Below are 25,063 nucleotides of genomic sequence, written 5' to 3'. Positions count from 1 at the left end.
ATTTTTAGTTGTTTTTCTATGTTTTTCTATAAAATTAATAAAACTTTACAATACTCATTTCATAGTTGTTCCAATTGGTGGGAAAATTGCTCTTAAGTCAGACAATGGCAAATATGTAAGTAGGTGTAATCGCTGTATCAAAGGTGGTACATCCCCTGACTTTCTAGTTATTAATCACAATAATCCAAATAGCCCTAACGCTCAATTTACTCCTGAACTACTGTCTAATGGCAACTATGCTCTCAAGGCCAATACAGGGGAATATTTAGCTCGGTGTAATCGTTGTTCTCCCAGTGCCACTGCTACTGGAAACCCTGATACTGTAGTAGTTCAAGGTACTAAACCAGCTAGTAGACCTCATGCACAATGGAACGTAATTCCTCTTCCTAAGCGATAGAATGCCGCGAGGGATAGTATCTTTTGATTGATATATAGGAAAAGGCTTTGGTTATCAAAAGAGAGAAAATTTATCGTGAATATTCCGTTCCTTTTCCTATTCGTGTTAGGGAAATAGCTATTCCATATATTCTCAAAGCCATAGCAACTGCTATATTTCATTTCATTTTATAAAGCTCCAAAAAATTTCCCAAAATAATCTAAGGTTGTAAATATTTAAAAATGATGATATGGTTAGGTTATTGGTCGCTACTCGCCTATGTATATGATTATTTATTCAACAAAAATAGTCTAGAGTCTATATGCAAATATCTTGGTTTAATCGACTAAAAGAAATTTTCAGTTACTTATTAACCACAGGAATCATTATTACTACTTTATTTTGTTTAGGAGGTTATTGGGAAAAAGGCATAATTTTCGAGCTAATCTCTCATTTCAAAGTTCAATATTTTGTAATTAGTTTAATCTTGTTATTTTGTTTAAGCATAATCGGCAAAAAAAGATTTTTATTAATCAGTACATTTTGCACAATTATTAACCTCACGCCTATTTTACCTTGGTATATTTATCAAAATGGTATTAGTCAAGAAACCCCTAACTTAAGAATTTTAATTTACAACCTTTATGGAGGCAAAAATTATCAATATTCACAAATTACCAAAATGGTAAGAGCAGAAAATCCAGATATAGCAATTTTTTTAGAACCTACTAATACATGGATTCAAAATCTACAAACATTATCCGATCTTTTACCCTATTCCATTAATTCTATTTCTCAGTCTACCCATGGAATTATTGCAATTTACACCAAATTTCCTCTCAATTATTACTCAATAAAATTTTTTGCTCCCAACAGACCTACTATTATTAGTGAATTCAATATTAATCAAAAAGTTATTAACTTAATAGCAACCCATCCTACTATTCCTATCAAGAGAAACACTTTCAAAAAACGCAATCAAATTTTAGAAGAACTTGCTAAATACATTCAAAAATTGAAAGACCCAGTTATTCTAGCAGGAGATGTGAATACAACTATGTGGTCTCCTTACTATCAAAAATTAGAACGGGAAACTGGGTTAAGAAATAGTCGTTTAGGGTTTGGTATTCTTCCCACTTGGCCTGCAAAAAAAATTGGTAATTCTATAGTATTCTATATTTTATCAAGATTTTTTCAAATTCCCATAGATCATTGTTTAATCAGTTCAGAAATTAAAGTTGTAAATGTTGAGACAAAAGCTAATCTAAGTTCGGAATTAGGTTCAGATCATATACCTTTAATTACAGATTTATTCATTAGTAAATAATACTATAGCATTTCCTATACTTGTGAGGTAATAAATTCTAGGTTTTAGGGAAAAGGGAATAGGATAAAAATAAAAATAGATGTACCTGATGACTTTGGGAAACTCTAGAAATACAGTTTCAGGTAATTATCAATTATCCATTAATTATTTATCCATTAATTATTTATCTTCAATTTGCCTTGCATTAATCTCCACCGCAGAAACATCAATAGTACCAGGAGGAGTTAACCTAGTAAAATGACCAGCTTCAACCTTAATGGGTTCTCCACAATTAGGGCATTGACATTGAGTTTTATTTAAAGCAGTAAATTCATAACTACAAACAGGACATTTATCAATAATTAAATTGCGATTTAACCACCAACGCAAACCTATAAATGCAACTACAGGTGCAATTAAAATTAAACCAAATAATATCAAAATAGAATTAACCAACCATCCCAACCCTACAGAACCCAGTAACCAAACAATAGCTAAAATAATTAGCCAATTACCAATACTAGACATAGTTAATTGAAATATTTTTGAGTTCCCTTGATTCACTTAAATTATCTCCTTTAATAAACTTTATTCGTAAACATTCAGCTATTAGCTATGAGTTATTAAATAATTATCACACCGACAGAAGAATTAGTTTAATTTTCTAGGTTTTAACCAGAGGTTATTTCAGTTAGCCTCCTGGGTCGGAACTGCCTCTTGCCTCCTCCGGAGGAGCTTCGCTAACAGAGGAGCTGCCTCTTCCAGAGGAGCTGCGCTAACGCTAACGTTAACAGTTATCAGTTATCACTTATCACCTGACTCTAGCAGCAAGCAAGAGACTTGATATAAAGAATATTCTCTTTTTTATCCCGTATCCAAAGGGAGGCGCATACCCACAATTTTTCGGTAATTATTAATTAGAACTTGCTGAAAAAGTCTTTTTGTTGAAGTAGAGAGTAGTTAAGAATTAGCAGTAACAGGGAGTTATAGAATAGGTGGTCGTTCATAATAGCCTCCTTAAACCTTAATTATTAAGGATTCATTATTAATTATTCATTATTTTAACCTTTTTCTGTCAATGCTTTTAAATTTAATCAGCAAACCTTAATTATTAATAATTAATAATTCATTATTTTAAAGTTCTCTTACTCTTTCAGTAAAAGCTCCCCTACCAAAAACCTTTAAACTTTCCTCTCGCAACCATTGACCATCACACCTTTTATCCTCTCCCTTCAGCATTTCTATACAAGCATTAGCTACCGCCTCTGGGTCTCGGTGAGGCACTCGCCATCCTAACTTTCCATCTTGTAAAGGTTCCGCCGAACCATCAGCATCTCCCGACAAAACTGGCACTCCACAGGCCATTGCTTCCAAATAAACAATACCAAACCCTTCCTGAGAAGGCATTACATAAGCATCAGCTACCTGATAATGTTTAACCAAATCTTCTGTAGGTACAAATCCTGCAAATACCACCTTTTCCCCTACTCCCAAATCTTGAGCCAACTTTGCCAAACGAGGTTGGTCATCTCCCCGTCCAATTACTAAATACTTGACTTCTGGGAAAAATTGTAGTATTTGAGGCAACGCTCGAATTGTTACATCAACACCTTTATAGGGGTCTCCCGACCAAAGTCTAGCAACAGTCATTAAGACTTTTGACCCCTGAAGATTGTAACCCTCAATCAAATCTACAGGTTTAACTCCTGGAATAAACTTATCCCCATCCACCATACAAGGCAACAATTGAAACTTTTCTGGGTCTAGATGGTTACTTTCACAACAGCGATCGCGACTATAACGACTAATAGTTAAAATCTTAGATGATTGTTTTAATGCCTGTTGATATTTATTTGGTAGTGGTTTCCACACTTCCTTACCATAAGTTAAAACTGTGTAGGGAATGCCTAGAGGTACACACAAAATTTGAACCAATGGAGCTAAATTAATATGACCACAAAAAACCTGTTTGGGTTGTTTTTTTAATAAAAACCATAGTAATGTTGTGGCTAATCTTAATCTCCCTAACCAAACAGACTGAGTTTTCAAATAATAGAAATTTAGACTCTTAGACTTATAAGAATTTTCACAATCTTTACCATCTCTTAGTAACAAGATATCTGATTCTAGAAAAGAGTCGTCAAGTTTGGCAGAATTTGTTAAGTCTTGGTAAGCCTGAAAAATATCTCTTACATAAGACTGAATGCCACCTTCACAAGATAAAATTTCCAGAAAAACAAATATATTTCCTTTTTTTTGAACAACTTTGTTAGCCAATTTTATCTCCAAATTTTTAGATTATTAGTAAGCATTCAGCGGTCAGCTATTAGCTATCAGCTTTATTACTTTATCAAGGAGGAAAAAATAATTGAGAGATTTCAAAGAATTAAAAGTATGGATAAAAGAGTCTATCAAACCATATAGTTCATTAAAAAGCTGAGAGCTGAACACTAATAGCTGAATGCTTACGATTATTAAGAAAATCCACAAAGGGTTTGATGCTCCCCGTCCGCTCATTCCTTAGTTGTATCTTCAACTATTTAGTCTAAATTCCATTACCTAGTTTTACCTGTATTAAAGTCACTAAAGACATACGCATTTAACCATAGCTCATCAATTCTATTTTTGCAAAAAAAGTAAAGTATACTTTCTATTCCTGGAAATTCTGGTTGATAGTGAAATAGTTTAACTGAATTTTTTTCAAATTTATTAATTAATTCTCTACGAGTGAGAGGTTCTTTACCAGTAAAAGGTTTTGTGGGAAGAAAAATAATAATCAAATCACTTGGTTCTGGTTGAGCAGAATAAAAACATTTAAAGGGGCGATAAGGAAAACATAAATTACCAGTGAATGGTTTTTGTTTTTTACCTTTCATAACTAAAGAGCCTTCTCTAAACGGTTTATTATCCTGGATTAAAATAGGAAAGTTTTTATAATTTAGAAAAGCAGAAAATTCCATTATCCTATACCCTGAAGTTTCAGGAAAAAATAAGCCTAAATTATTGGAATTATTGTTGCTAATATACCGTTCGAGAAAATCAGTTGTTTGTACTCTTGAATCTATCATTTTTTTTCGAGCTAAAATTTGAAAAGAAGAATAGTGTATATTGTTTATAAATATAATAACAACCAAGAATACAATGCCTAATACCTTATACCTATGCTTATTAATAAAAACCGTTTAAGAGATATTTGCTAAATATAAAGTGGCAATAAAATCTACTGGAGCAGTAAAATAAGGACTAAAAATGTTAAGTTTAATATAAGCTAAAAAATATAATAAATTACCAATTGCCAAAGTATCCCATATTAAGTTGAGACGATATTTTCCCAAAATTAACCCACGGATTCGACCAATGAATACTAAAAGAAAGATTAATCAGATCGGATTCGCTTTTAGATAATCAATAAAAGTCGATAATCTACTATCTCTTGCGATTCTAACAGCATAAGAAATTCCCACTTTACCATAGGTATTTGAGATATATAAATAGATAAATACTAAGGAGAGAATAATTAAACCTAAATCAAGCCAATTATTTTTGACAAATCCAAATATTCTTTCCTGTACCTTATACCAAAGTTGATCATTAAATGCTGTTATTATTAATCTGCTACCAGCAAACCCTACTATTAACAGAAAAATAGGTTCTTTATAATAAAGTAAAAATTGAGTCGCAATGAAAATTCCACAAAGATAAATTAATGATTTGTGTTTCTCCAGTTTCTCCAAACAAAAAATGAAAATTGCCAACCAGAAAATTATGTTTCTTTCAGGATAAATGATACCAAAAAAAGGAACAACAAAGCTAGGTATTGTTAATATCAGAGTAGCCAAAATAATTTTATGGCTCAATTTAATTTGCGGTAAGATTGACAAACAAAGAAGAATTGTAACCAGTAATTGAAAGATTGAAAAAGAATAATATGCTAGAGGAATCTTGCTGAAAATACTAATGATATTATATTCCTGAAGCCATAAAGGCCAAAATATACCCAATTCCGGCGAAATTGGCATATTATAAAACCTACCTTGTAACGAAAAAAATGTAAATTGAGAATTATCATAGTAGGCAAATTCAGCTTTATTAAATATGAGATAAATATATACACCTACAAATATTAAGAAACAGATGCTTTCTAGGTACAGAAAGTAATTTTTACTGAAATTTTGAGAAATATTATTGCTCTGATTAAAAATAGAAGTACCTTGTTTTAATGAAGTTGAATTATTAGAGTAAAAAATAACAGCAAAAACAATCACGATAGTCAGAGAAATTATCCAAACAGTTAGAAACTCTCTATGAGTATCACGTTGTAAATAATTTATAATTTCCGAAAAGTTAGTATCATTCATCTTCATAACTAAAAATAACTTTAAACTTGGAAATTGAAATAGTAGGAACCTATGATTAGCCAAGCTCAGACAAAGAAAGGTTCGTGGTTATAATGCTTATACCGCTTCCTTAACCCAACACCATGATATTTGGTTGGATGATTGATTTGAGTTACTCTAGCTATAGCCTGAATCCCATATCATTAAAATACATTTTGGGACATAGTTGTTTAACTTCAGGGTGATATGCTTTGGGGCGAGGAGATTCAACAAATTGATGTCCACAATCGTGAGAACCATAAGATTGTTTTTGCCGTAACGTTAACCATTTTTCTGATGATGAGAAGATTGGCATGACCGACAGTGCATTTTTTCTTGGGTTTAACAATATTTTATATTCACCAACGCCATTATCCGCAACTTGAAAACAAAAAAAATCCGCCCTTCTAGGGCGGAGGTTTAAACCTATTTTTTTGGTAAATATTTTAGATACCTAAAAAAGTCTTAGAATAAACCAAGAGTTAAGGAGATATCAATTGGTAAAGTAGCACCAATACCTAACCACAAAGTAACAGCAGTACCAAACAGGAATACAGCAGTAGCTACAGGACGACGGAAAGGATTTTGGAACTTATTGACACTTTCAATGAAAGGAACCAACATTAATCCTAAAGGAATAGAAGCCATTGCCACAATACCCAACAATTTATTAGGTACAGTACGCAAAATCTGGAAAACTGGCCAGAAATACCACTCAGGTAAAATTTCTAGAGGAGTAGCAAATGGATCTGCTGGTTCACCAACCATAGCAGGATCTAACACAGCTAAACCTACACACAAAGCAAATGTACCCACAATTACTACTGGGAAAATATAGAGCAAATCATTAGGCCAAGCAGGTTCACCATAGTAGTTGTGACCCATACCTTGAGCTAACTTAGCTCTTAATTTAGGATCGCTAAGATCCGGCTTTTTTAAAGTGGACATAATTTATTTTTTTCTCCGTAAAAACTGAGAGCTAGTATTTGATTATTGATAGCTTAACTTACAAAGGTCCAGAGATGCCTTGCTTACGAATCATTAAGAAGTGCAATAACATAAATACTGCAATTAGCCAAGGTAATACAAAAGTATGAAGACTGTAGAAACGAGTTAGAGTTGCTTGACCAACACTTGTACTACCACGCATCAGTTCTACAATGAACGGACCAACAAATGGAATTGCATCGGGTACACCAGACACAATTTTTACTGCCCAGTAACCAATTTGGTCCCAAGGTAAGGAATAACCAGTCACCCCAAAGCTAACAGTAATTACGGCCATAACTACCCCTGTTACCCAAGTTAATTCCCGGGGCTTTTTGAAACCACCTGTGAGGTAAACCCGGAAAACATGAAGAATCATCATCAACACCATCATACTGGCAGACCAACGGTGGATGGAACGAATTAGCCAACCAAAGTTAACTTCAGTCATAATGTATTGGACTGATGCTAATGCTTCTGTTACTGTTGGCTTGTAGTAGAAAGTCATAGCAAATCCAGTAGCAAACTGGATTAGGAAGCAAACTAGAGTAATTCCACCCAAGCAGTAGAAAATATTTACATGGGGTGGAACATATTTGCTAGAAATATCGTCTGAGATAGCTTGAATTTCTAAGCGTTCGTCAAACCACTTATAAGCGGGTGAATCAGTTACCTGTTTTGTGAACATTAAGTCAAAAATCCTAGATGAATATTGCTGTTTATTAACTAGCTATCAGCTTTTAGCATTGAGCTATCAGGTTTTCTTGGGTTAAAATTCCCTGCTTCCTGACTGCTGAGTGCTTAGTGCTGACCGCTTGTTTAATGAATTAAGTTTTTGGGTAGTTAGGAAGATATACTTACATCGACCCTTGAATCAGCAATACAAATATCATACCAACTGACACAGGAATCAAGCAGCAAGTATATTCTTTAACAAAAAAATAAATATTTTTCCTTGCCTACCCTATAGTAAAAAAATTTAACATAATTTGTAGATATATTTCAGATAAGGTGGCAATTTTTGTATGGCTTGATATTTGAAATGATTTTCTATTATCATAGAAATTTTATCAAACCACATAATTATATCGGCCAATCATTAGGGTTTGCTGAAAAAAGCAGAGTGTGGGAAGGGTGGGAAGTGTGGGAGGTGTAGGGATACAGAGAAAGTAGAAGGAATAATTTTCCCTTGATTTTTCTGTACTTGTCTGCCTTTTATCCTAACTTTTTGAGGTTTTTCAACTGAAAACTAGGCACTTTTTTCAACCATAAAAAGGCTCAAGCCTTTATCTGTCATGCTTACAGATTTAATCAGCAGAGCAATAATTAGGAATTAGGCTGAAAAAGTCTTTTTTTAAGGAGTGGGGGAGTAATTTTTTTGCCCAACTCTTACCCAAAATGCTAACTTTTTGATTTTTCGGGAACCCTGCAACAATAGCAGAAAACCAGGCACTTTTTCCAGACCTAAAAAAGCACCTTATTTCTCTGTAAATGCTTTGAGATTTAATTAACAGAACAATAATTATTAAAGATTGATAATTCAATACTTCACTTCTATTTATGAAAAAAAGATTTTTCCAAATTGCACTTTTATTAATATTCCCAATCATCCTGACCTGGGGACTAATGACCTCTTCTGCAACAGCATTAACTGAAGAACAAAGCTTATTAGGTGAAGCTTGGCGTATAGTCAATTTAGCTTATGTTGATGACTCTTTCAATCATCAGAACTGGTGGTTTAAGCGTCAAAAATTAATGAAGAAACCCCTGAAAACTAGAGAAGAAACTTACAGCACCATTCAAGAAATGTTAGCTAGTCTAGAAGACCCATTCACGCGACTTCTCAAACCACAACAATACCGGAATTTGCAGGTTGATACTTCTGGAGAATTAACAGGAGTAGGTTTACAAATTGCCCTAGACTCTCAAACAGGAGAACTAATAGTCATCTCTCCCCTGGAGGGTTCCCCTGCTGAAACTGCTGGTATCCAAACAGGCGATCGCGTAGTCAAAATTGATGGCCATCCCACCAGAGAATTTTCATTAGATGAAGCTGCAAATAGAATGCGGGGTACTGTTGGTTCTTCTGTGGTATTAACAATTTTGAAAGACAGTAGAGACAAACCCCAAGACATAACAATAATTCGGGACAAAATAGAGATTAATCCAGTCTATGCCAAGTTAAAGTCTAACTCTGAAACAGGACCAATTGGTTATATTCGCCTCAGTCAATTTAATGCTAATGCTACTGCAGAAGTAACCCAGGCTGTAAAAAGTTTTGAGGAACAGGGAGCAATTGGCTATGTACTCGATTTACGCAATAATCCAGGTGGACTATTACAAGCTGGTGTAGAAATTGCCCGTCTATGGTTAGACGAAGGTACAATTGTTTACACGGTTAATAGACAAAGAATTCTTGGTAGTTTTTCTGCTGAAGGTCCTGCTATAACTAATGCCCCATTAGTTGTCTTAACTAATCAGGGAACTGCAAGTGCTAGTGAAATTCTAGCTGGCGCCCTTCAGGATAATGGTCGTGCTTTATTAGTAGGTGAAAAAACTTTTGGTAAAGGCTTAATTCAATCTTTGTTTGATTTATCTGATGGATCGGGATTAGCAGTTACGGTTGCCAAGTATGAAACACCAAACCATAAAGATATTAATAAACTGGGAATTATTCCAGATTTTTTGGTGGAACAAGACCCGATTTTACCTAACCAAATTACCACAGAATCTGACAAACAATATCAAGTTGGAGTAGAGCTTCTAACATCTCAATTTGTATTAGCTAATGCAGCTTAAGTATAACTTCAGCAATTAACAATGAAAAATTAATAATTAATAATTACGCCTTCTTAAAAGAAGGGGATTGACTCAAAGGAAAATTTGTGATTTATCCTCTTAAAAGGGGAAGTTATCAACCTGAATTGTTGAATGAATAATTATTTACTATCAACTCTTAATAATTAATAATTAATAATTAATTATTAATTATTAATTATTAGGTAAGTAGGGCTTGCTGATTAAATATAAAAGCATTAACAGATAAAGGCTTGGGCTTTTTTAGGAGCAAAAAAAAGTGCAACTTTTTAAGGTTGAGCGACCCAAAAGTTAGGATAAAAGGCAGAATAATCACAGAAAAATCAAGGGATAATTATTCCGACTACCTCATCTAAATTCTCCATTCCTCCTGACTCCTGACTCCTACCCCTAGCAGTCATACTTTTTCAGCAAACCCTAAGTATTCAGCCGTCAGCTCTCAGCTCTCAGCTATGAATTATTAACTCAATTCTCATAGGAAGGAAGAATTTAGTCTCCAAAGAGAATGAAAAGTTATAAATAAAAATGTCATCCCTTAACTTTAGTAAGTTATTAGCTTCAAAACTAGGAAATATGAGGGCATTCCACATGATAAAGCTGAATAGTAATAGCTGGATGCTTAAATAATAACTATAGAGAAGAATTAGATTCTGAACTTGCTTTAATACTATTATCTTCTAGCCAAATTATAGGTATTTGATGAGAATCTAATCGGTTACTTTGCTCCTGCATAATAGTCTTAGCTTGACTAGGGTCAAAATAGCGACTAAATTTTTCCTTCTCATTATTCAATCTTTCTGTTGTAGTTTTAATTTCAGATTCAATAACTTGTAGTTTTTCTTGAATAGATTGGTAATGAGGTAACAACTTTAATAAAGCAGAAGTTACACAAATAGAAAGTAATATATTAGTTAATAACTTTGCTGTACTTTCAATTGTTATTCCTACTATATAATTAGACTTTTGTTGTTTAGAGAATACTCTAGGTTTAACTTGAATAGGCTGACTCTGAGAAACTGGTGAAAATTGAACAGATTTAGTAGCTTGCATACTTTTATGTGGATTAAGTTAATCAATTATAATACTTCTATTATGTATATTAATATATCTATGGTGAATAAATGATTAATTAGTGACAAAATTAATTTTTAGTCACCATAAAGTTTTGCTTAAAAGACACCTAACATAGTTGATGATTTTCAGTAATAAAACAATGTAGATAGGTGATTAGTTAATATTGATTATGATTCAATTACAATTATCTTGATGGGTGAAAATATAATATAGCAATCCTAAATAGGTTGTAATATTTGATCGTAGGGATTTGGTCTCCAAACCCAGGAAAAAATGGGATTGGGAAACCAAACCCCTACAGTTTTTCTCACAAATAATTTAGGATTAGTATATATTCTTTAATTATTAGTATTCCAGAAAAAAAAATCTGCCCCACCAGTTTTTACCTTGGTAACCTCTCAATAATACTTGACTTTGCCAACAAGCCAAAATTTTATTGTGTTAAGGAGTAACTGTTAGGACAGATTTAGATGTTAGGTTTTAATAATTGACAGGATTTTACTTGTACAGCTCAGTTGAGAGTCGGAATGCTAAGATTCCTGGGATTAGAGCAATTACTAAAGCAACCAATACTTGGGTATCAGATAAAGGCATAATTCAAAACTCCTAATGTTTGTAGTTGACTTTGCAGTTAATTTTCCATATTTTACCTATAATTGGCAAATTCACAGACTGTTATTTTTACAAATTGAAACAAACATTAAATTTTTTCCTTCTTCGACACTATCCTTATCCTGTATCTAACTGTGGGGTTTGCCACTCAGAACCCTTGTCTTAGCATCTACTTGAATACTTAATATAAGTTAATATAATTCAACAAAAGAAAATATTTTTCAATAAAAATAGACTTGGTAACACTCTAGTATATATAACCCATTTGGGATCGATCTATTGAAAAATAGATGCTGTGATGGTGAGATGGGGTGTATTGGAATATTTTTCCATCTTTTCGGTGTATTTCCTCATATCCACAGATGACTCGGTGCCTCAAAAATTTAGTCCCAGGCAAAGATACCAAATGGCTTCTATAATTATTTATTACGCTAATAATTTTTGCAGTTTCTACTATATTTTTTTATTAGTATTAATTTTTGAATTTTTGCCTAGAAATACTTTTGCTAGATTGGAGAGAAAAATTTCAAATCAACTATATACATTGAAGTACATTGAAGTATAACTTATAGTTTTGAAATAGTTAGCTCCCTGATTTAGAGAGCTAACTTATAGAAATTTGAGACAAGAAAAATTTTCTCTATTTCTCTACTTATTCATAAATCCAGGGAGTTAAAGTTGGCTGCCATGATACTAACTCTTCCTCTTGAAACCAAAGACTAATTTCTGTTTGAGCAGTCTCAATCGCATCAGAACCATGTATTAGATTACGGCCAACAGTAACTCCATAATCACCACGAATAGTACCAGGTTCAGCACTCAAAGGATTAGTTGCCCCAATAATTTTTCTCGCAGATGCCACAACCCCTTCACCTTCCCAAACCATTGCGACTACAGGGCCAGATGTAATAAATTGTATTAAGCCTGGGAAAAAAGGTCTTTCTTTGTGAACATCATAGTGTTTTTCAGCTAGTTCCTTACTTACACTCATAATTTTTAGACCCACTAGGGTAAAACCTTTTGTTTCAAAGCGACTAATAATCTGGCCTACAAGTCCTCTTTGGACACCATCGGGTTTAATCGCGATAAAAGTGCGTTCCAAACTGATACTCCTCAAAAATTTGCTCAATAGTAATACTTTACAATACAGAGCAGACCAGAGTTGAGTCTATAGCACTATAGTTTTTTATCTCAGGTTTATAGTTCATAAAAATATAGTCAAATATGACATATCCTTATTTGACAGGTGTGACTCTGACGCTCGTGTTAGCGAAGCTCCTCCGAAGGAGGCACTACAACACCACGCCAGTTGCTTCAAGTCGGGAGACCCGCCCAACGCACTGGCTTCTCTATTCCATAGTCAAAAACAAAAGGGAGCTGCTTTTCTCATAATATTTAGAGAACCGTTCACATCAGCATTAATTAATCCAATGCTTGCAGTACAATACAAACCTCTCTTTACTCTTTTCGGTGAAAAGGTGACTTGATTATTATGACCTTCCTTGTACACTGGAATCAAATCATTATCTGTAAAACTCGATGCGGAGGTATAAGATTCTTCTGTAATTATTACATCTATCCCTACCATTTTGGCTTTATAAGATAACATTTCTATTAACCTGTTATAGGGAACAGATACAAAATTTTGATTATTTCTTTTCCCTAAGTTGATCTTCTGCTTCGACTGTGGATTGTGTCCTATTATTAGTGTTCCTATTTTCTGATTAATCAGGGTATTAATAATCAAACGAGATGATTTATGAAGATAATCGTTGATTTTAAATTCTCTTTTATTGCAAAGCTTTTTCAGCCTCTTACTCCATTGATTTTCTTTGAGTTGAGATTATAAGGAACTCTTAACTTTGTTATAGTATTGATTTATAGATTTTAACGGTCTGCCATTGATCACTCTTGGGTTTGATTCCGGCGCCCTTAAAGGTTAATGTAGCTAAGTTGTTTAATCCTATATCAATACTGGCAAAACGATTGTTCTCTAGCTCGTATTGTTTCTCGGTCGCTTCATAAATAACCTCAATTACATAATGATTAAGTCTGGGAATGAGACGAACTTGTTTAAGAGCGTGAAGTAGGTACTAATATTTTTAGATAAATGCCTGTTTTACTGGGATTAATAATTCCTTGTTTTAATTGCTTCTTGCTGATGGCTTGTATGGTATAAACTACAAGATTTATTCCCTTTACTTTATTTTTATATCCACCGAAGACGAGGACGAGATTTAAACTTTGATGGGTTCTGTTGATAAACTTCGTTTGCTGCTAAAAAGCAATTCATGTGTTTCTATCTAAAATCATCAAGATTTGTTGAGATACTTTAGCTGGTATTGCTTGATAATCTGATTGAGTAGAGAGTGTTTTTTGCAGGTCGTAATAGTGACGATAATTATTTTCAAAGATGAAAGATTGACGAACTAAATAATTGGCATAGTTATAAAGATTTTTCGACAAGAAACATAGTCTGTCAATTTCATCATAAAACCGATGTGTTGGTTGAATAATATGTCTCTCTACTAATTTCATAAATCATTCTTGTTAAAATCATACCATAGATTCGAGAATTTAGGAATTTTGATTTTTATTTAGTCTGGAATTACCAGCCAATTTCATTATACTATTAAACATCTGGCCTTTGAGTTATTAAATTTTGTCAAAGATTTAGTAGCTCTTTTATACAAGTAAACGGAGATATTTGACATCACTTGACTATATATGACTATATATGACTATATTTATGTATAATTTTTATTATACCTATAATGATTAAGTGAAAATCACCTGAAGTTTAGTCTATTAAAAATTTGCTCAATAGTAATACTTGAGAATACAGAGCAGACCAGAGTTGAGTCTGTATCACTATAGTTTTTTATCTCAGATTTATACCTATAATGATTAAGTGAAAATTACCTGAAGTTTAGTCTATTAAAAATTTGCTCAATAGCAATACTTTACAATATAAAAGAAACCAGAGTAGAGCCTATAGCACTATAGTTTTTTATCTCAGGTTTATAGCCATATTGATTAAATTAAAATCATCTCAAGTTTAGTCTATCGCAATTAAAATATAAAATGGATTTACAGTCAACTATAAATCAAAACTCTTCTGAGATTTCCAACAATACATCATTAACCAATACCTCTCAAACAGATAAAATAGAAATAAATCATATCAAGTCTGAAGAAAAAAAATCATGGACAATTGAAGATAGTGAGAAACTATATAGAATACTAGGTTGGGGTAATCCTTATTTTTCAATTAATTCTGCTGGTCATATTACAGTTTCCCCTAAAGGTGATTTAGGAGGTTCTTTAGACCTATATGAACTTGTTGAATCTATTAAACAAAGAAATATAGGACTACCATTAATTATTAGATTTTCCGATATTCTTGAGGATAGAATTGAGCGGTTAAATGCTTGTTTTTCTAAAGCGATCGCTCGTTATAAATATAAAAATATTTATCGAGGTGTATTTCCTGTTAAGTGTAATCAAAATAGTCAGTTAGTAGAGGAAGTAGTTAAATTTGGTAAGCCTCATAAATTTGGTTTAGAAGCTGGTTCAAAACCAGAATTATTAATTGCTATTGCTACCTTGAATACGGCTGACGCACTAATAATTTGTAATGGTTATAAAGACCGAGAATATATTGAGACAGCAATACTAGCTCAAAGGTTAGGAAAAACACCAATAATCGTAATTGAACAGGTAGAAGAAGTACAGTTAGTGATAGAAGCTAGTCGGAAATTAAATATTAAACCAGTAGCAGGAGTCAGGGTGAAATTAAGCACTAAGGGTATTGGTCGTTGGGCAGGAACTACAGGCGATCGTGCTAAATTTGGTCTCAATATTCCGGAAATAATTCAAGTTGTTAATCAGTTAAAAAGTGCGGGTATTTTAGATTCTTTACAGCTCTTACATTTTCATGTTGGCTCACAAATTTCTTCAATTAGTGTGATTAAGGATGCTATTAGGGAAGCGAGTCAAATTTATGTGGAATTAGCTCACCTAGGAGCAAATATGAAATACTTGGATGTGGGTGGTGGTTTAGCAGTTGATTATGATGGTTCTAAAACAAATTTTTATGCCTCAAAAAACTATGATATGCAGAACTACGCTAATGATATTGTGGCAGAAGTTAAAGAAGCTTGTGAAGAGAAAAAGGTATTACCACCAATATTAGTTAGTGAAAGTGGTAGAGCAGTGGCATCCCATCAATCAGTTCTAGTTTTTGATGTATTAGGAGTTAGTCAAGTTCCGAAAGCAGAACCAGTAGTTATTGGCAAAGACGAGCATTTAATTTTGCAAAACCTCTACGAAACCTATCAATCTATTAGCAAAAATAATTATCAGGAAGCATATCACGACGCAATTCAATTCAAAGAAGAATCCATCAGTTTATTCAATTTTGGATATCTTAGTATTAGTGAACGGGCAAAAGTAGAGCAACTATATTGGGGATGTTTTCGGAAAATTCAAGAAATACTAAAAGACTCTGAATATGTGCCAGATGATTTAGAGGAACTGGAAAAAATAATGGCATCTATTTACTACATTAACCTTTCAGTTTTTCAATCTGCTCCTGATAGTTGGGCAATTAATCAGTTATTTCCAATTATGCCTATTCATCGGTTAGATGAAGAACCTACTGAAAGAGCCATATTAGCCGACCTTACCTGCGATAGTGATGGAAAAATTGAGCAATTTATTGATTTACGAGATGTCAAGTCATTATTAGAATTACATCCTCTGAAAGTTAGTCATAAATCTTCAGAGTATTCTCCTAGTCAAACATTAGAAAATTCCCAAACAGAAATTACTTCTGTATTTGAACCTTACTATCTAGCAATGTTTCTTGGAGGTGCTTACCAAGAAATAATGGGTAATCTGCATAACTTGTTTGGTGATGTTAATGTTGTGCATATTAAATTAACCCCTTCAGGATACAAAATTGAACACGTTGTTAAAGGTGACACAATGACAGAAGTATTAAATTATGTTCAATATAATTCTGATGGTTTAGTTGAAAGTATTCGTTGTCAAACTGAGCAAGCTTTACAAGAAGAAAAAATTACTATTAAAGAGTCACGAATGCTTCTACAAAATTATGAAAGTAGTCTTAGCAGTTACACTTATTTAAGTAATTAAAGGTAAGCATTTCCTGTGGAATGCTGCCCATTGATGTCCCACAGGGAAATAGCTATTAGCAGTCAGCTCTCAGCTTTTTAATGAATGAAGCAAGGGTTTTTTTTCAAACTGAGCAAGCTTTACAAGAAGAAAAAATTACTATTAAAGAGTCACGAATGTTGCTACAAAATTATGAGAGTAGTCTTAGCATTTACACTTATTTAAGTAATTAAAGATAAGCATTTCCTGCTGAATTTTGTGCACTAATGTCGCCCAGGAAAATAGCTATTAGCAGTCAGCTCTCAGCTTTTTAATGAATAATGAATGAAGCAAGTTTTCTTTAACTTCTACTAAATCTTTAACCAGAGTATTAAAGTACAAAAACGACTAACTTATAGCGGTTTTCACTCATGTTGACTACAAAAATTATTGCTTCTTGCTTCTTTCTTCTTTCTTCTTTCTTCCTTCTTCCTTTCACCCCAAATCTCTGTAATCTATATTAATGAAAACTGCTATAAGTTGTGAAATCATAATACTAAATCCAGTTTAGCTAGACCACAAATGAGTCAACTAAAATCTATATAAATCAAGCTTTTCTGAACTAAGATATGTGGTCTATAGTAATCATATTTGGTATTATACCAATTACCATGCATTAATGCTATACTTCGGCTATACTTCAACACCTCAATAGTTACCAAGATTCAAAGTCTGTTTTTGACAATTATTAGTTGGTTAGCATAGATTATTACTACTTTTCCTCGCCCCCCACCTCCTACGCTTCCCACACTTCCCCACCCAATAAGATATAGGAAGATTTTTGATAAATGGTATTACTTCTGACTTGCGCATAGCGCTATAGAGGAACTGTGCATCATCATAAGGCCATTTTCCTAGGCATCATATTTGCGTATCATTCCGCAGAAAAACCCCTGTAAATTCGCAGCACGAACTAAATTTGAGAGGAGCGAGAACGTCTTAATAGTAATAGTAATAGTAATAGTAATGATGACTGCTATTTTTGAGTTGTATAAGCAAAACAAATGTTTTTGAAGGGATAAATTTAAAATTACCATGTTAAGCAAATTATGAATAAATGTAAAAACAGGGGTTTATTGACACTATTCTCAATTATTTTACGAGTTTACTTAATTTAGAGCTTATGATATGATTTTTATAGTCACAGACTTGGTGTAATTAATTTATTCAAAAACCCTGTCAACTATATTGAATTCGTAGAATATTAAGTAGTTTTAAATTTAATCTCTGGATAGAAAAAACAAATTTTCCCAAGACAACTTAACAATAGAAGCCCAAAAATTTGACAAAAACGTATATTTGTGCGTGTATAATTTTGGTTAATAAAATTCCAAGAATATAGATTTAGATTGGATCGGCTTATATTGTTTCGGTATTACTATTACCACTTATGGTATTACAGAATATAGCAGTCAAAGCAAAGATTAGGAAATTTCTCAATAGGAAAACTCACTCAGAGATTGCTTTTAACTTTTGCATGAGCGACTTTTAACTTACCGAAAAATTAAGGTATAAAGCCTCTCCATTCATGGAGAAAAAGTGGTCGTTTAGCTAGCGCACAACTAACAATCGGAATGCTTTTCATATCGCGCAGCGTTTCGCTTTCCTAAGGAATGCTAACGCAAACGCGACATGAAAAACGAAGTTTTGCGTTCCGCAAAACGCAAACGCACTTCGGCTTTCGCCGACATGTTTGTGGAGCATTCCGTCAGGAAATGCGGAGCATGACCTAGGATTGGATGGATAAATTACCTACCCATATCCAATCGACCAAGAGAAGAAAAAAATTCCTTTTAACCCAATCCTTCTATGACAAAAGAGGTAATTATTAATTGTTAATTGTTAATTGTTAATTATTAATTAATGAGGTACAGTTGTTTTTCTTATTTTCTACTCCCCATCCCCCCATCTTCCCTACTCCCTACTCCCTAAAACAAAGGAATTTTGTACCTCAAGAGTGTGGGAATTGCTCTACTTTCTTCCATATAAATTTCACCAGAAAGAAGAGAAGATTTTAGGTCAAAAAAATTAATTCACCTTTCTCCTTCTTCTTTCTTTTGTAAGCATTCAGGTAGCTCCCCTTTAGCTTTTCCTGCGGAATCTTAGGTAAACAATTTTTCCTTGGTAATAATCCTGCACTAAGTAATTAATGAAAAAGATTAGCAAAGAATAATTTGAGAGTAACTTTTAATTGTTCCTCAATCTTTCAACTCTAATTCTTCCTTAAAAAAGAATAAGTTAATAGCTAACCCTTGAATGCTTACCTTCGAGTTAACCCCCATTTTCCTGCAAAATATCCTTAATTGTTTCATGTTCTACAGGAGGAGCAGAAGGGAAAGGATGACGAGTATCAGTAATTAACCAATCAAGGGCAGCAGCTTGCACATCAATAGATGCTCCTGTCTTATCCACACAATAACGGCCAAAAACCAACTTATCAACTAAACGAACCCCTGGACCCAAACGGGAATATTCAAAAATAACACTACTATCAACAGTCGCACCACTACAAATCCAGCAATTAGGACCAATCATAGTAGGTCCAACAATTTTGGCACCATCCTCAATCCTGGTCATACCACCAATATAAACAGGTCCCTCAATATCTACCTTATCCCAGTTAACTGCCACATTTAAGCCAGTATAAATTCCTGGAGATACCTCTTTACCAGGAATAGAAACATTTTTAACTTGCCCCTGAAGTACATCTCTAATTGCTCGCCAGTAGTCCGGCACCTTACCAATATCGACCCATTCAAAATCCATTGCCACACCATAAAACGGTGCCCCTATCTCTACCAACTTGGGAAATAACTGACTACCAATATCAAATTCAACACCAGACGGAATATAATCAAGCACTTCTGGCTCAAAAATATAAATACCAGTATTAATATCGGTACTAAGAGCTTCTTCAACTTTTGGCTTCTCCTGAAAAGATTGAATTCGCCCTGTTTCATCTGTCACTACAACACCGTAACTAGAAACCTGTTCGCGAGGAATAGATTTCATAATTACAGTAGCCATAGATCCTTTTTCTTTATGCCATTTGAGTGCTGCAGTCAAATCCAAATCTATCAAAGCATCACCACAAAGAACTATAAAAGTATCATCAAAATAAGGATAAAAGTCTTGAATTCGCCTCATACCACCAGCAGAACCCAGTGCGTCCCCAATCAAGTTTCCATCCTCAATTCGTCCTTCAAAAGAATAAGCAATATCTACCCCAAACTTTTGACCATCACGAAAATAGTCCTCTATTTCCTTTGCTAAATGGCTAACATTGACCATAATTTGGTCAACACCATGTAGACGAAGTAACTCTACCAAAAATTCCATTACTGGTTTTTGCAGAATAGGAATCATTGGTTTAGGAATGCGATAAGTAATTGGACGAACACGAGTTCCCTTACCTGCGGCCAGAATCATGGCTTTCATTTTGGTTTCCTCCACCTTAAAAATGCCAAAAATACTAAAATACTTATTATCTCTGTTCTCAACTCACAATACAAACTCCGTTAAAACCTCACTTCAACAGGCAGAAAAGCAGAATGATAATTTTTCACTTTCCTGATGGAAAGGTAGATGGCTCAATTTTTATCTACCAATATTTGTTGATATTCTAGGTAAACAGGGTTATTGCTGGACATATCTTTCCAGTTCATATTCATAGATACTGGATCATAAGATTTTTCTGAGATATTTCTAATTATCAGTTTGGTGCTCTTAAGTTTAATGAATTAGAATCTTCACGAAAGAAGTAATTCAAGGTTTTTACCAATGGATAATTGATAATTAATCAATTCGGCTTTATTGCCTCTCCTAATAATTGATAATTGATAATTGCGGACAGCTTTGCGCTAGCAAAACGGAGTTGTGCGAAGGAAAACGCAATTCAAGTCGCTCCGCGTTTTTCTTCGGAATGCTCCCCTTTCCATGTCGGCGACAGCCGAAAACAAAAATAATGATCCATTATCGATTGTTCATTATCAATTGTTAAAGAGGTAATTATCCATTATCAATTAATGAACCAATAATACACATATCAGTGCAATAACTTACTACATTGATATTGAAAAACCAAAAGATTCTTATTATTGCTAAGAAAGAATTAGTTAGGGCATAGACTGATGATAAATCTTAGAAAACGGAAATGTTTTTTCAACTGTTCCCTGTTCCCTGTTCCCTGTTCCCTGCTATATATAAAAAACTTTTGAGGTTTTGATATGCTTGTGAATTTCCCTAGTAATAACTTAAGTTCGACCAAGCAAGACGGTAAATTAATTTTTGCCACTATGTACCGAAGTATTATAGAAATTGCAAAAGACTATTATACTATTCTATTTTTCAAGGGATTAAATTTTCTCCTGTAAAACTTTTTGTTCCTGAGAGCTTGATGAAAGAGTACGGATTTTGATTTCTTGATAAAATTGTTCTTGGGATAACTCAACTTTAGATTGAGCAGAAAGCAGGAGTAATGCCCAAAATGCACCTACTCGATCAGAGTTTACTGGGACATTAGTATGTTGATTTTGCTTTTCTGTTTCAGCTTTAGACTCTAATGCTGAAGACCACAATTCTAAAAGATGCTCAAATTCTAACCAACCTTCACTGGTATCTGGTAATTTTTCTAGAAGAAACTGTTCTAGGTCAGTAGCTGTTTCTACTAAATTTTCCTGGTGAGCTAATTCTGCAATTACTTTTGCCGCTTGTGCTCTTGCTTTGGAGCTGGTTTTGCGAATACGAGGACGTGCTTTTCTATCTTCTATAGCAGATCCAATCAGTTGCAGTTGCTCAATTAATTCTTGAAGGGTGACTCGACGTTTACGGGGGGAGGGAGCTACAGCACGACGACGTAATTGTTGCTCTAGTTTTAGTGGTATCTTTGGTGTTTCAAAATTTTCTGCTTGTGGAATTTGTACTATTTCACATATCTCTGAATTATTTTCAGATGATTCTGAATTAGCCAGATGATCGGCTTTTAGCCAGACTAATATAGATGCGTACAAAAATGCTTGACCTGACTGAGATAAATTGGCAAAATCGTCACTTGCAGAAATATTTGATTCAGGAGTAAGTTTACTTAAGTAGCGATCGATTACTTCAATTACTTGGACATCCCAAGGATTAATTTCTCCTTTTTCTGCTAGGTTTGTTAATAGGGCTATTCCTTCTGAAAGGGTTTCTGAAACTTGGGGAACTCCAATTGTCATAGCCGTAGTTTTTTTTCTCTACTTTACTGTACTTTTAAATATCAATAATGATCGGACTATCCTTGAAATTTGTTAATCTGGAATCTCACACTTTCTGATAAGTGTGAGATTATTGAGAGTGAAAAATTTAAAGATAGTAAAGGTTAGCTTTCAGCTATTAGCATTCAGCATTCAGCTTTTCCTGTGGAATGCTATGCAAACAGCTTTTGAATGTAATAATTTACTAAGGTTAGGTGATAACCTTTTTCTTCAAAAGCAAAACTTTTAATTCTCCTTGAAGACTAATTCCTTATTCCAAAATAATTAGTTAATAACTCAGAGCTGATAGCTGATACCTGATACCTGAATGCTTAGAGTAAAGGTTAGTATGATTCAAATACAAGTACCCAATGAAATAAAAAGTCATAATTGAACTAATTATACTTTTATTTAGAAGCTTCTAATTCAGTAGATTTTTCTAGCTCAGACAAAGTTTCTGATGCTGGCAAACTAGCTCTTTGTTTTAATTCCTCTTCATAGCGTTCTACATCTTCTTGTAATTCTTGAATGCGTTTATTTCTGGTACGAATTTCTCGCATTTGTCCTAAGCTTCCTATGGTATTTTGCACTCTTGACCATAAGTTGAATAGCCATGCTAGAACTGCTCCTAATCCTGTGGCAATTACAAGCTCTACAGATAATGGAGCTTCTAACTCGATACCTTCAATAAGTTTGATAGTTGTTAGTTGGGTATTTTGTAAGCTGAATATAACTAACGCTAAACAAACTATGAAAATCAGCAAAAAGTTTATAGGTTTCATTGTTTTTGTTTCAACTTATGCTTGAATGGTCAATATCTTAAGTTTATACCTTTGATGTATAAACTGGCAATATATTTTTTCATGGTAAGTCCTATATTAAATTAACTAACTATCTAATACCAAAATTGGGAGTAGGGAGTAGGTAATAGGGAATAGAATTATTAGAGATAATATATTTTCGCTTAATCTCTAGAATAATTACAAACATTAGTTATCCACAGTAATCCATTATTATTACTTAATAACTGAATTATTGAGGACTTTTAGCATTATTTTTTGGAATTAGTAAATTTGCTATGATAATTAGTTTTTACTTATTCCTAAAGTAGGTAATATTTGATATTTTAAAGCTATACCTAGATAAACAAATAAACTAATTAAAATTGCACCTATTCCTATATTGCTCGGAATCCAAAATACCACATCCAATGAATTGATTTCTCCTGGCTTGAGTTTCCAGATAATTTCCTTGTCGTTTTGATAGTATATTGTATTATTTTCACTGGATTCGATGTTGCTAAAACCCCAAGGTGTAATTAACTGAAACTCCACATCTAATAACTCACCAGGATTAACTAAAACTTTACTATTAGATGTAGATAATCGTAAATCTAAATTCATACTCAATTTATTCCGTAAAGCTACAAAAAAATTATTCTGGTTCACATCAATATGAGATGCTAATTTTGGTAAATCTTCCGCCACTTTTGGGGAATAATTTGGAGATTCTAATGACTCTATAGGTTGAAAAAAACTATTGAATTTTTCTTCCAACTCAGCACCATTATTAAAAGGGATTGTAACTACAACTTCTTGCCTAGATATTCTTTTAGTTTTTCCTTCTAACTCATAAGCTCTAGTTTCTAGACTTTTTAACCAATCAGAAACTATCTCACGACTAAAATTGCGTAACTTCTTTGCTAGTTTAATATGTTGTACAATCTCACCGTGGGTTTGACTCTGAAAATTTATTCCCACTTCATATTGAACACATCCACTGAGCAGTAAAATTGCTAAAAAACTAATAAAAATAACTTTTATAACTTTCATATCTAAGCCTGCCTTGTTGCTACACCTAATTTTTTAAATAAGATAGATGGTAAATAGTAACCACCATTAACTAACTCTGGAAAATTGCCAATATCTACTAAATTTTGAAATGCCTCAAAAATATTACCTGCCACCATTGTATTTTTAACTCGACCTATTATTTCACCATTTTCTACCTTATAACCTAAAGCTAAATTGATAGAAAATTATCCTGCTAGTTGATTTGATTGACCCGCTCCTAATACCTGCTCTACTATTAAACCTTCTTTTATATTACTAATCAATTTACTATTAGAAATTTTCCCAGGACTAATACTCAAATTTACTAAACTAGGAGTAGGCTAAGATAGTCCATCTCTAAAACCATTATCAGTGGACTTGTACCCTGCAAGAACAGCCCATTTGTTGTCCTAATATAAGCTTTTGACTGTGCCTGCTTCTATAAAGGTTTTGACCATAGTTGCCATACCTTCATCATCAAAGGGACAAACATAAGGCTCAAGATTCGGGTTTTCAAAGAGGGTCATTTCAGTTATCAGTTATCAGTACCTCTAGCTGTTTGCGCAGCATTCCGTAGGAAAGCTTCGGGATTGAAATAAGGAATATGTTCTTTTTTTTATCCCCTATCCAAGGGGAGGCGCATACCCACAATTTTTCGGCGTTGGTGATTGGTAGGATGATTTTCTACTAGGGATGATACCCATCACTTACTCTGGTTAAATATTTAGAGGTATCACAAACAGATTACTCTTAAAAGTTTCATCTCTTGACTTACCAACGCCAATTTTTCGGTAAAACGGCGGTCAAAAATATTCTCTCCTACCTTATTTGCAAGAGAAGAAGCTTTTTGGACTATAGCTTGTCCAGACAAAACAGTTTTCCATAATCTGGCGATCGCTTTTCCTACTGCTTTAGGAGTAAAAAATACGGGGAAAGTTCCACTGGTTATCTTAGCTGAATTTTCTGCCCATTGATATTTTTGGATTAACTGAGAAATTAGTTTATTGATGTCTAGGGGGCGAAGGCTAACCACATCTGAACTAGATATTTGTAGAAAGTCTTCACCTTGAACTAAATTACTAGAAATATTAGCACTAAGTGATTGATTAATTTTTTGAGCATAGACATCAGTATTAGTCAAAATTTTTACTTTTTTCTTCCGAATATTAAAACCAATATTTACCAGACTATTTGGATTGTAATTATGAATTTTTTCAATAATTTCTTGACCAGACTCTATTAATTTCTTAGCTTGAGGCAAGTTATGATCTAAA

Annotated in this window: 24 protein-coding genes and 1 pseudogene; 5 read left to right on the top strand and 20 right to left on the bottom strand. The window is 33.5% G+C overall.

The window, feature by feature from the left end; translation table 11 throughout:
* Positions 1–397, top strand: a 397-nt coding sequence (locus tag ACP6PK_RS23870) for a fascin domain-containing protein (RefSeq protein WP_426563264.1), incomplete at its 5' end; no start/stop codon positions are given.
* Between the two features lie 301 nt (positions 398–698).
* A complete protein-coding gene (locus ACP6PK_RS23865; protein WP_426563262.1) occupies positions 699–1,703 on the top strand; it encodes an endonuclease/exonuclease/phosphatase family protein in 1,005 nt (334 codons plus the stop codon).
* A gap of 159 nt (positions 1,704–1,862) precedes the next feature.
* On the opposite strand, the gene ACP6PK_RS23860 is transcribed toward ACP6PK_RS23865, so the two are convergent.
* From ACP6PK_RS23860 to petB, 8 genes are all read right to left on the bottom strand, one after another.
* Entirely contained in the window at positions 1,863–2,246 is a 384-nt protein-coding gene (locus tag ACP6PK_RS23860; RefSeq protein ID WP_426563260.1) for a hypothetical protein, read from the bottom strand.
* A gap of 570 nt (positions 2,247–2,816) precedes the next feature.
* The gene (locus tag ACP6PK_RS23855; protein WP_426563258.1) at positions 2,817–3,959 is read right to left on the bottom strand and encodes a glycosyltransferase family 4 protein; all 1,143 of its coding nucleotides are present in this window, start codon (positions 3,957–3,959) and stop codon (positions 2,817–2,819) included.
* 278 nt (positions 3,960–4,237) lie between these two features.
* Positions 4,238–4,750, bottom strand: a complete 513-nt coding sequence (locus ACP6PK_RS23850; RefSeq protein ID WP_426563256.1) for a hypothetical protein — start codon at positions 4,748–4,750, stop codon at positions 4,238–4,240.
* A gap of 114 nt (positions 4,751–4,864) precedes the next feature.
* Entirely contained in the window at positions 4,865–5,017 is a 153-nt protein-coding gene (locus ACP6PK_RS23845) for a hypothetical protein (RefSeq protein ID WP_426563254.1), read from the bottom strand.
* A 45-nt stretch (positions 5,018–5,062) separates the two neighbouring features.
* A complete protein-coding gene (locus ACP6PK_RS23840) occupies positions 5,063–6,040 on the bottom strand; it encodes a hypothetical protein (RefSeq protein WP_426563252.1) in 978 nt (325 codons plus the stop codon).
* Between the two features lie 160 nt (positions 6,041–6,200).
* A complete protein-coding gene (locus ACP6PK_RS23835) occupies positions 6,201–6,374 on the bottom strand; it encodes a hypothetical protein (RefSeq protein WP_426563250.1) in 174 nt (57 codons plus the stop codon).
* 149 nt (positions 6,375–6,523) lie between these two features.
* Complete coding sequence (petD, locus tag ACP6PK_RS23830; RefSeq protein WP_094671389.1) at positions 6,524–7,006, bottom strand: cytochrome b6-f complex subunit IV; 483 nt, start codon at positions 7,004–7,006, stop codon at positions 6,524–6,526.
* Positions 7,007–7,064: 58 nt separating this feature from the next.
* Positions 7,065–7,733, bottom strand: a complete 669-nt coding sequence (petB, locus tag ACP6PK_RS23825; protein ID WP_094671387.1) for a cytochrome b6 — start codon at positions 7,731–7,733, stop codon at positions 7,065–7,067.
* 872 nt (positions 7,734–8,605) lie between these two features.
* Between petB and ctpA the strand changes: the two genes are divergently transcribed.
* Positions 8,606–9,844, top strand: a complete 1,239-nt coding sequence (gene ctpA / locus ACP6PK_RS23820) for a carboxyl-terminal processing protease CtpA (RefSeq protein WP_426563248.1) — start codon at positions 8,606–8,608, stop codon at positions 9,842–9,844.
* 648 nt (positions 9,845–10,492) lie between these two features.
* Here the strand turns inward: ctpA and ACP6PK_RS23815 are convergent.
* From ACP6PK_RS23815 to ACP6PK_RS23795, 5 genes are all read right to left on the bottom strand, one after another.
* The gene (locus tag ACP6PK_RS23815; protein ID WP_426563246.1) at positions 10,493–10,912 is read right to left on the bottom strand and encodes a slr1601 family putative cell division protein; all 420 of its coding nucleotides are present in this window, start codon (positions 10,910–10,912) and stop codon (positions 10,493–10,495) included.
* 522 nt (positions 10,913–11,434) lie between these two features.
* The gene (gene psaM, locus ACP6PK_RS23810) at positions 11,435–11,530 is read right to left on the bottom strand and encodes a photosystem I reaction center subunit XII (RefSeq protein ID WP_071525264.1); all 96 of its coding nucleotides are present in this window, start codon (positions 11,528–11,530) and stop codon (positions 11,435–11,437) included.
* Between the two features lie 670 nt (positions 11,531–12,200).
* Positions 12,201–12,650: a nucleoside-diphosphate kinase gene (gene ndk, locus ACP6PK_RS23805; protein WP_094672078.1), complete on the bottom strand. Its 450-nt coding sequence runs from the start codon at positions 12,648–12,650 to the stop codon at positions 12,201–12,203.
* Positions 12,651–12,908: 258 nt separating this feature from the next.
* Positions 12,909–13,325 carry an IS200/IS605 family accessory protein TnpB-related protein gene (locus ACP6PK_RS23800; protein ID WP_426563266.1) on the bottom strand — a complete coding sequence of 139 codons (417 nt, stop codon included), beginning with the start codon at positions 13,323–13,325 and terminating at the stop codon, positions 12,909–12,911.
* A 512-nt stretch (positions 13,326–13,837) separates the two neighbouring features.
* Positions 13,838–14,086 carry a hypothetical protein gene (locus ACP6PK_RS23795; protein ID WP_210407264.1) on the bottom strand — a complete coding sequence of 83 codons (249 nt, stop codon included), beginning with the start codon at positions 14,084–14,086 and terminating at the stop codon, positions 13,838–13,840.
* A gap of 546 nt (positions 14,087–14,632) precedes the next feature.
* On the opposite strand from ACP6PK_RS23795, the gene speA reads away from it, so the two are divergent.
* Together speA and ACP6PK_RS23785 are read left to right on the top strand one after the other, a co-directional pair.
* On the top strand, positions 14,633–16,708 hold the full coding sequence (speA, locus tag ACP6PK_RS23790; RefSeq protein WP_426563243.1) for a biosynthetic arginine decarboxylase: 2,076 nt from the start codon (positions 14,633–14,635) through the stop codon (positions 16,706–16,708).
* An 80-nt stretch (positions 16,709–16,788) separates the two neighbouring features.
* Entirely contained in the window at positions 16,789–16,920 is a 132-nt protein-coding gene (locus tag ACP6PK_RS23785) for a hypothetical protein (protein ID WP_426563241.1), read from the top strand.
* 2,077 nt (positions 16,921–18,997) lie between these two features.
* On the opposite strand, the gene ACP6PK_RS23780 is transcribed toward ACP6PK_RS23785, so the two are convergent.
* The 7 genes and pseudogenes from ACP6PK_RS23780 to ACP6PK_RS23750 form a co-directional block, all read right to left on the bottom strand.
* Positions 18,998–20,164, bottom strand: a complete 1,167-nt coding sequence (locus ACP6PK_RS23780; protein ID WP_426563239.1) for a sugar phosphate nucleotidyltransferase — start codon at positions 20,162–20,164, stop codon at positions 18,998–19,000.
* Positions 20,165–21,081: 917 nt separating this feature from the next.
* Positions 21,082–21,939, bottom strand: coding sequence for a segregation/condensation protein A (locus tag ACP6PK_RS23775; protein WP_426563237.1), 858 nt, complete (start codon positions 21,937–21,939; stop codon positions 21,082–21,084).
* A gap of 425 nt (positions 21,940–22,364) precedes the next feature.
* Complete coding sequence (locus ACP6PK_RS23770) at positions 22,365–22,739, bottom strand: LapA family protein (RefSeq protein WP_094673543.1); 375 nt, start codon at positions 22,737–22,739, stop codon at positions 22,365–22,367.
* Positions 22,740–23,042: 303 nt separating this feature from the next.
* Positions 23,043–23,789: a DUF3153 domain-containing protein gene (locus ACP6PK_RS23765; protein ID WP_426563235.1), complete on the bottom strand. Its 747-nt coding sequence runs from the start codon at positions 23,787–23,789 to the stop codon at positions 23,043–23,045.
* A gap of 2 nt (positions 23,790–23,791) precedes the next feature.
* Positions 23,792–24,118, bottom strand: a pseudogene (locus ACP6PK_RS23760) (metallopeptidase TldD-related protein); the annotation flags it as partial.
* A gap of 81 nt (positions 24,119–24,199) precedes the next feature.
* A complete protein-coding gene (locus ACP6PK_RS23755) occupies positions 24,200–24,316 on the bottom strand; it encodes a metallopeptidase TldD-related protein (RefSeq protein ID WP_426563233.1) in 117 nt (38 codons plus the stop codon).
* A 206-nt stretch (positions 24,317–24,522) separates the two neighbouring features.
* The gene (locus tag ACP6PK_RS23750; protein WP_426563231.1) at positions 24,523–25,050 is read right to left on the bottom strand and encodes a metallopeptidase TldD-related protein; all 528 of its coding nucleotides are present in this window, start codon (positions 25,048–25,050) and stop codon (positions 24,523–24,525) included.
* Positions 25,051–25,063: the final 13 nt, after the last annotated feature.

Origin of the sequence: Dapis hubbardiae BLCC-M172, from assembly GCF_050016015.1 — a bacterium.
Lineage (GTDB): Bacteria > Cyanobacteriota > Cyanobacteriia > Cyanobacteriales > Microcoleaceae > Trichodesmium.
Note: the sequence above shows the minus strand (reverse complement) of the source record. Positions and strands in the feature narration are given on the sequence as shown.

Excerpts from the sequence above, each read along its gene's own strand:
- ACP6PK_RS23865 (WP_426563262.1), top strand. The coding sequence starts at position 699 with ATGCAAATATCTTGGTTTAATCGACTAAAAGAAATTTTCAGTTACTTA.
- ACP6PK_RS23850 (WP_426563256.1), bottom strand. The coding sequence starts at position 4,750 with ATGATAGATTCAAGAGTACAAACAACTGATTTTCTCGAACGGTATATT.
- ACP6PK_RS23840 (WP_426563252.1), bottom strand. The coding sequence starts at position 6,040 with ATGAATGATACTAACTTTTCGGAAATTATAAATTATTTACAACGTGAT.
- ACP6PK_RS23835 (WP_426563250.1), bottom strand. The coding sequence starts at position 6,374 with ATGCCAATCTTCTCATCATCAGAAAAATGGTTAACGTTACGGCAAAAA.
- petD (WP_094671389.1), bottom strand. The coding sequence starts at position 7,006 with ATGTCCACTTTAAAAAAGCCGGATCTTAGCGATCCTAAATTAAGAGCT.
- petB (WP_094671387.1), bottom strand. The coding sequence starts at position 7,733 with ATGTTCACAAAACAGGTAACTGATTCACCCGCTTATAAGTGGTTTGAC.
- ctpA (WP_426563248.1), top strand. The coding sequence starts at position 8,606 with ATGAAAAAAAGATTTTTCCAAATTGCACTTTTATTAATATTCCCAATC.
- ACP6PK_RS23815 (WP_426563246.1), bottom strand. The coding sequence starts at position 10,912 with ATGCAAGCTACTAAATCTGTTCAATTTTCACCAGTTTCTCAGAGTCAG.
- psaM (WP_071525264.1), bottom strand. The coding sequence starts at position 11,530 with ATGCCTTTATCTGATACCCAAGTATTGGTTGCTTTAGTAATTGCTCTA.
- ACP6PK_RS23795 (WP_210407264.1), bottom strand. The coding sequence starts at position 14,086 with ATGAAATTAGTAGAGAGACATATTATTCAACCAACACATCGGTTTTAT.
- speA (WP_426563243.1), top strand. The coding sequence starts at position 14,633 with ATGGATTTACAGTCAACTATAAATCAAAACTCTTCTGAGATTTCCAAC.
- ACP6PK_RS23785 (WP_426563241.1), top strand. The coding sequence starts at position 16,789 with ATGAATGAAGCAAGGGTTTTTTTTCAAACTGAGCAAGCTTTACAAGAA.
- ACP6PK_RS23780 (WP_426563239.1), bottom strand. The coding sequence starts at position 20,164 with ATGAAAGCCATGATTCTGGCCGCAGGTAAGGGAACTCGTGTTCGTCCA.
- ACP6PK_RS23775 (WP_426563237.1), bottom strand. The coding sequence starts at position 21,939 with ATGACAATTGGAGTTCCCCAAGTTTCAGAAACCCTTTCAGAAGGAATA.
- ACP6PK_RS23770 (WP_094673543.1), bottom strand. The coding sequence starts at position 22,739 with ATGAAACCTATAAACTTTTTGCTGATTTTCATAGTTTGTTTAGCGTTA.
- ACP6PK_RS23765 (WP_426563235.1), bottom strand. The coding sequence starts at position 23,789 with ATGAAAGTTATAAAAGTTATTTTTATTAGTTTTTTAGCAATTTTACTG.
- ACP6PK_RS23755 (WP_426563233.1), bottom strand. The coding sequence starts at position 24,316 with ATGACCCTCTTTGAAAACCCGAATCTTGAGCCTTATGTTTGTCCCTTT.